This is a genomic window from Microvirga sp. P4_A5, assembly GCF_056402495.1.
Genome location: NZ_JBFUHH010000164.1, coordinates 1 through 4,800, shown reverse-complemented (window position 1 = coordinate 4,800; position 4,800 = coordinate 1). Strand labels below are relative to the sequence as shown.

At 63.1% G+C, this 4,800-nt stretch carries 9 protein-coding genes; 4 read left to right on the top strand and 5 right to left on the bottom strand.

The window, feature by feature from the left end; genetic code table 11:
• A partial coding sequence (locus tag AC1DVM_RS22495) for an AIR synthase-related protein (RefSeq protein ID WP_477258261.1) occupies positions 1-422 on the top strand: 422 nt, incomplete at its 5' end.
• A complete protein-coding gene (gene purN / locus AC1DVM_RS22490; RefSeq protein ID WP_477258259.1) occupies positions 419-1,162 on the top strand; it encodes a phosphoribosylglycinamide formyltransferase in 744 nt (247 codons plus the stop codon). The genes AC1DVM_RS22495 and purN, both read left to right, overlap by 4 nt.
• Here the strand turns inward: purN and AC1DVM_RS22485 are convergent.
• Positions 1,072-1,434, bottom strand: a complete 363-nt coding sequence (locus tag AC1DVM_RS22485; RefSeq protein ID WP_477258257.1) for a hypothetical protein — start codon at positions 1,432-1,434, stop codon at positions 1,072-1,074. The genes purN and AC1DVM_RS22485 overlap by 91 nt on opposite strands.
• Positions 1,435-1,603: 169 nt before the next feature.
• Entirely contained in the window at positions 1,604-2,026 is a 423-nt protein-coding gene (gene ndk, locus AC1DVM_RS22480) for a nucleoside-diphosphate kinase (protein ID WP_477258255.1), read from the bottom strand.
• Positions 2,027-2,208: 182 nt separating this feature from the next.
• Here ndk and AC1DVM_RS22475 point away from each other — a divergent pair, with 182 nt between their 5' ends.
• Complete coding sequence (locus AC1DVM_RS22475) at positions 2,209-2,610, top strand: DUF2147 domain-containing protein (protein ID WP_477258253.1); 402 nt, start codon at positions 2,209-2,211, stop codon at positions 2,608-2,610.
• A gap of 41 nt (positions 2,611-2,651) precedes the next feature.
• Here AC1DVM_RS22475 and AC1DVM_RS22470 read toward each other — a convergent pair whose 3' ends face one another.
• Positions 2,652-3,359 (bottom strand): glutathione S-transferase N-terminal domain-containing protein, encoded by a 708-nt coding sequence (locus AC1DVM_RS22470; protein ID WP_477258251.1) that lies wholly within the window; start codon positions 3,357-3,359, stop codon positions 2,652-2,654.
• Between the two features lie 223 nt (positions 3,360-3,582).
• Between AC1DVM_RS22470 and AC1DVM_RS22465 the strand changes: the two genes are divergently transcribed.
• The gene (locus AC1DVM_RS22465; protein ID WP_477258249.1) at positions 3,583-3,834 is read left to right on the top strand and encodes a hypothetical protein; all 252 of its coding nucleotides are present in this window, start codon (positions 3,583-3,585) and stop codon (positions 3,832-3,834) included.
• Positions 3,835-3,926: 92 nt separating this feature from the next.
• On the opposite strand, the gene AC1DVM_RS22460 is transcribed toward AC1DVM_RS22465, so the two are convergent.
• Complete coding sequence (locus tag AC1DVM_RS22460) at positions 3,927-4,385, bottom strand: GNAT family N-acetyltransferase (RefSeq protein WP_477258247.1); 459 nt, start codon at positions 4,383-4,385, stop codon at positions 3,927-3,929.
• A gap of 44 nt (positions 4,386-4,429) precedes the next feature.
• A complete protein-coding gene (locus tag AC1DVM_RS22455; RefSeq protein WP_477258245.1) occupies positions 4,430-4,702 on the bottom strand; it encodes a Txe/YoeB family addiction module toxin in 273 nt (90 codons plus the stop codon).
• Positions 4,703-4,800 lie beyond the last annotated feature (98 nt).

The following is a 4,800-nucleotide window of genomic DNA, read 5'->3' as shown; positions in this document are numbered from 1 at the left end:
CGCCGGGACGCAGCCTCGGCGAGGCGCTGCTCGACCCGACCCGCATCTATGTGAAGCCGCTTCTCGCCGCCATGAAAGCCGGCTCCGGCATCAAGGCGCTGGCGCATATCACCGGGGGCGGCTTCCCCGATAATATCCCCCGTGTCCTTCCCGACGGCGTCGGCGTTCGCCTCGATCTGGACGCCATCCCGGTCCCGCCGGTCTTCGGCTGGCTTGCCCGCACAGGCGGCGTCGCCGAGGCCGAAATGCTGCGCACGTTCAATTGCGGCATCGGCATGATCGTCGTCGCGGCGGCGGACCTTGCCGACAGCGTGATGGCGAACCTTCGCGCGGCCGGCGAGAACCCTGTCCGGATCGGCGAGACCGTCGCGCATGAGACCGGCGAGCAGGTGCTCACCTCGGGACGCCTCAGGCTCTCATGACGCGCCGGCGCATCGCCATCCTGATCTCGGGCCGCGGTTCCAACAGCCTGTCGCTCATGGGCGCGGCGCGCGCGCCGGACTTCCCGGGCGAAATCGCCCTCGTCCTTTCCAATCGACCCGATGCCGGCGGTTTGGCGCTCGCCCGCGAGGCGGGAATCGAGGCTCTCGCCATCGATCACACGGCCTACGCCGATCGCGCCGGCTTCGACGCCGCCCTGGATGCGGCGCTCGTTGCGAGAAACATCGACCTGATCTGTCTGGCGGGCTTCATGCGGGTTCTCACGAGCGCGTTCGTGGAGCGCTGGGCCGGGCGGATGATCAATGTCCACCCCTCCCTCCTGCCGCTGTTTCGCGGCACCAACACCCACCAGCGGGCGCTGGAAGCGGGTGTGCTCGTCCATGGCTGCACGGTACATTTCGTGGTGCCGGAGCTCGATGCCGGCCCCATCGTCGCGCAGGCTGTCGTGCCGGTGGTTCCGGGCGACAATGCCGCCGACCTCGCCGCCCGCGTGCTGGCGCAGGAACATCTCATCTATCCGCGGGCGCTGCGGATGATCTGCGAGGGAAAAGCCCGGCTCGAGAACGGCCGGGTGATCTTCACCGAAGGGTGGAGCGCCGGCGGATGTCTGCGATCCCCCGGCAGCCGCACTCACATCGTGGGACGTTGCAACTTGCAGGAATCGAGCGACGAGAGCGCCTTGGCGCGCGCAGCTTCGTTGAAGATTCCCGTATCCCGATAAGACTGGACTTCCTCGGGGCTCATGGCGCGGAGCGTCCGGCCCGCGTAGCAATCGCATTTGCGCGACAGGGACGTTTCGCTGACGTTCTGGATCTTGGCCTGGGTGATCCCGCAGGCCTGCCGGATGCGCGCCTGCAATTGGCTGGGCGTTTCGGTCTTGAGGGCCGGATCGGGCTGGTAATTGATCGGCGTGTTCGAGGCGGAAGCGAGGGCGGCGGTGACGGACACCGTGAGGGCCACGGCGGCCAACAGCGTGCGAAAGGCGGTTCTCATCGGAACTCCATGTTGCAACAATACGATGGCACTAAAGAAGAGCGTCGCCGCGCGAGGTCAAGGCCATCCTCGCAAGAGGCTTAAGACTTGGCAAAAAAATCGCGGCCGGGCTCGGGACAAAAAAAAGGCCGCCCGAGGGCGGCCTTGATGTTGCGCGATGCGCTTGGCCTCAGCCGACGATCTCGTTGCCGGCGAAGAACTGCGCGATCTCGATCTTGGCGTTTTCCTGGCTGTCGGAGCCATGCACCGAGTTCTCGCCGATGGACTTGGCGTAGAGCTTGCGGATCGTGCCCTCGGCTGCGCTCTCCGGATTGGTGGCGCCCATGATCTCGCGGTACTTCACGACGGCGTTGTCGCCCTCGAGGACCTGAACGACGACCGGAGCCGAGATCATGAAATCGACCAGCTCGCCGAAGAACGGGCGTTCCTTGTGGACCGCGTAGAAGGTCTCGGCCTCGCGGCGGCTCATGAGAATGCGCTTCTGCGCAACGATGCGCAGGCCGGCCTYCTCGATGACTGCATTGACGGCACCGGTCAGGTTCCGCTCGGTGGCGTCAGGCTTGATGATGGAAAATGTGCGCTCGGTGGCCATGAAACTCACTCTTGAGAAGAAAAAAATGAAGGTGGCGCGCTTATAGCCGCGCATACCCCCGCCCTCAAGCGGCTTTTCGCATCTGCGAACCGGGCTGCTCCCCTCTCTGACGAAAACCATTCCGAGCCGGAAACTCTTCGCCTGTCGATCGTTTTCTTGGGAAGTCACAGTGGGAGGAAGCCATGCGGGTCGCAGCTTTCGCGGTTGGACTGGCCTGTCTTACAGTCCCGGCCCTCGCGCAGAACCCCGACCCCAGCGGCATCTATGTGAGCGAGAGCGGGCGAACCCGCGTCCGCGTGGCAAAATGCGGACCGACCCATTGCGGGCGGATCATCTCGGTGGTGGGCCAGACCAAGGACCTCAACAATCCCGACCCGGGAAAGCGCGAACGCGACCTCGTGGGATTGCAGATGATGTGGGATATCAAGCCGGCGCGGGATGGCTTTACCGGCCAGCTCTACAGCTTCAGGGACGGCAAGACCTATTCGGGCAAGGCGACCTTCGACGGTCGGGGAATGAAGCTGTCCGGCTGCATCCTCGGCGGCCTGATCTGCCGGTCGCAAATCTGGACCCRCGTGGAATAGCCGGCGCCCCTCTCCGCTTCGGGAAAGGAGCGCCGCTCCGTTTATCGCGCCTTCTGGCCGAACAGGATCGCCTGCACGGCGGGGTCCTTCAAGTCGGTCGCCCCGCGGTCTTCCGCGCCGATCTCGATGCTTCGCCTGACGGCCGGACGGCTCAGCATCGCGTCGAGCCATCGCTTCACGTTCGGGAAATCATCGACATTCTGACCCTGCCGTTCCCACAGCTTCGCCCACGGGAAGATGGCCATATCGGCAATGGAATACTCGCCGGCGACAAAGGCGCGGTCCGCGAGCTGCTTGTCGAGCACACCGTAGAGCCGGTTGGTCTCGTTGGTGTAGCGGTCGATGGCGTAGGGGACTTTTTCGGACGCATAGATGCGGAAATGATGGGTCTGTCCGAGCATCGGGCCGAAGCCGCCCATCTGCCAGAACAGCCATTGCTCCACCTCCACGCGCCGGCGCTCGTCGGAGGGATAGAAGCGACCGGTCTTGCGGCCGAGATATTGCAGGATTGCGCCCGACTCGAAGACCGAGATGGGCTTTCCGTCCGGCCCCTCGGGATCGACGATCGCCGGCATCTTGTTGTTGGGCGAAATCGCCAGGAACTCGGGCTTGAACTGGTCGCCCTTGCCGATATTGACCGGATRCACGGTGTACGGCAGGCCGGCCTCCTCGAGCATGATGGTGATCTTCCATCCGTTCGGGGTCGGCCAGTAATACAGGTCGATAGGATTTTGGGCGGAAACCGCCATAGCATGTCTCTCCTGGCTGATTGGGGGACGTGTGGGTCAAGCCTAGGACTAATCGGCCCCGCATGACACCCCCACTTCTCGCAACCGCCGCATGTGCCCAGGACGGGGCGCTTCCGCGAGGTCGTAGACGCTGTGTACCGCCCTTAGAGCGCGCCTTGCATGTTTCAATGTTTCATATGAAGCTGTCTGAAGCGCCGATTCAGCGCCCCTTTCGGAGATCTCCATGCCCAACGGTATTCTGCGTGTCACCCTCGCCGGCGCTCTGTCGCTTTGCGTCGCCCTCCCGGCAATTGCCGCAACAGACATGAAACCGAAGAAGGAGCCGAGCGCCGCCCAGATGGCGACCCGCGAGCGCATGTCGAAATGCAGCGCCGAATGGAAAGAGGCCAAGGCCGGCGGCAAGATCGAGGCAGGAACGAAATGGCCGAAATTCTGGAGCCAGTGCAATGCGCGCATGAAGGCGCCAAAGGCCTGAAGGCGTTAAGAGGTGAAGGTAGAAGAGGTTCACGATCTCTTTCAGCAAATACACGTCAGTTTTTGCTGGAAAAATTGCTACCTTTCAAAACCCTAGAGCTTTTTCTTGAAGCCCTCGTGGCTGCGCGAATAGCCGATGCGCTCGTAGAACCGGTGCGCGTCCTTCCGGGCCTTGTTTGAGGTCAGCTCGAGAAGGTTCGCGCCGCGCGCGCGGGCCTCGGCGGCGGCAAATTCCATCATGCGCGCGCCGATGCCGTGCGAGCGTTTGCTGCCCTTGACCTTCACGCTCTCGACCTTGGTCCGCAGAGCCCCCCGCCCGGTGAGGTTCGGGATGAAGGTGAGCTGAAAGGTGCCCACCACCTCGCCGTCCAGGAGCGCCACGAACAGGCGATTGTCGGGGCTCCGGTCGATGGCGGCGAACGCCTTCTCGTAGGCCGCGCGGTTCTCAGCGGTCCACGCGTCGCCATGAGACCCTAATGCATCTTCTTCGTGGAGCCGGATGATGGCTTCCAGATCGGCAGCCTGGGCTTCGCGGATGTGAAGATCGGTCATGAGGTGTTCTCGAATGCGACCTGAGCTGTTTAGCGGAATGCGGGTCACGCGCCATAATGAAATCGACACATCGCAATCTCCAGCGCCTGATCGGTGGCCGTTCCGGTCACTCGATAGACAAGCCGATGTTCGCGGGCAATCCGCCGCGACCACCAGCCTCTCAGATTTCCCGCCAACGGCTCCGGTTTGCCAATCCCATTAACGGGCGAGCGGCTCACATCCTTGATCAAGTCGTTGATACGCCGGCACAAAGCTGGATCCGTTTCCTGCCAGAAAAGATAATCGACCCACGCCAGAGGTGCGAAAACCAGCTTCATTTCTCGATAAGGCGCTGCTCCTGACCAGCCCCCGCATCGAGTTGAGCGATCGACCGCAACAACTGCTCGGCATTGGCCGGTGTGCTCAGCAGATGGAG

Coding starts and splice junctions, on each gene's coding strand:
- AC1DVM_RS22465 (WP_477258249.1), top strand. CDS start 3,583: ATGCCCAACGGTATTCTGCGTGTCACCCTCGCCGGCGCTCTGTCGCTT.
- AC1DVM_RS22455 (WP_477258245.1), bottom strand. CDS start 4,702: ATGAAGCTGGTTTTCGCACCTCTGGCGTGGGTCGATTATCTTTTCTGG.
- purN (WP_477258259.1), top strand. CDS start 419: ATGACGCGCCGGCGCATCGCCATCCTGATCTCGGGCCGCGGTTCCAAC.
- AC1DVM_RS22460 (WP_477258247.1), bottom strand. CDS start 4,385: ATGACCGATCTTCACATCCGCGAAGCCCAGGCTGCCGATCTGGAAGCC.
- AC1DVM_RS22485 (WP_477258257.1), bottom strand. CDS start 1,434: ATGAGAACCGCCTTTCGCACGCTGTTGGCCGCCGTGGCCCTCACGGTG.